This window comes from Halomonas sp. SIMBA_159, assembly GCF_046536035.1.
GTDB classification, from domain to species: domain Bacteria; phylum Pseudomonadota; class Gammaproteobacteria; order Pseudomonadales; family Halomonadaceae; genus Vreelandella; species Vreelandella venusta_A.
In genome coordinates this window covers 1-239 of record NZ_JAWJBT010001509.1, presented here as the reverse complement: position 1 = coordinate 239, position 239 = coordinate 1, and the positions used below count along the sequence as shown (strand labels likewise).

The following is a 239-nucleotide window of genomic DNA, read 5'->3' as shown; positions in this document are numbered from 1 at the left end:
GGGTTATAATACGCTGCGTTTCGGCAGAACTAAACTGCCCGAGACGTTCCGACGTCCGCGCCGCCATCACCATACCCGCAGCGACCGCTTCACCATGTAACCAATTGCCATACCCCATTTCAGCTTCAATGGCATGACCAAAGGTGTGTCCCAGATTCAGTAAAGCACGTAACCCGGTTTCGCGCTCGTCGGCGGCGACAACTTCTGCCTTCAGTTCACAACAACGGCGAATACAGTAC

Annotated in this window: 1 protein-coding gene; it reads right to left on the bottom strand. The window is 54.4% G+C overall.

The genetic code is table 11. The features are described 5' to 3' along the window. Positions 1–239: 3-dehydroquinate synthase family protein (locus R0J87_RS24265; RefSeq protein WP_498889606.1), on the bottom strand; the 239-nt coding region annotated here is incomplete at both ends.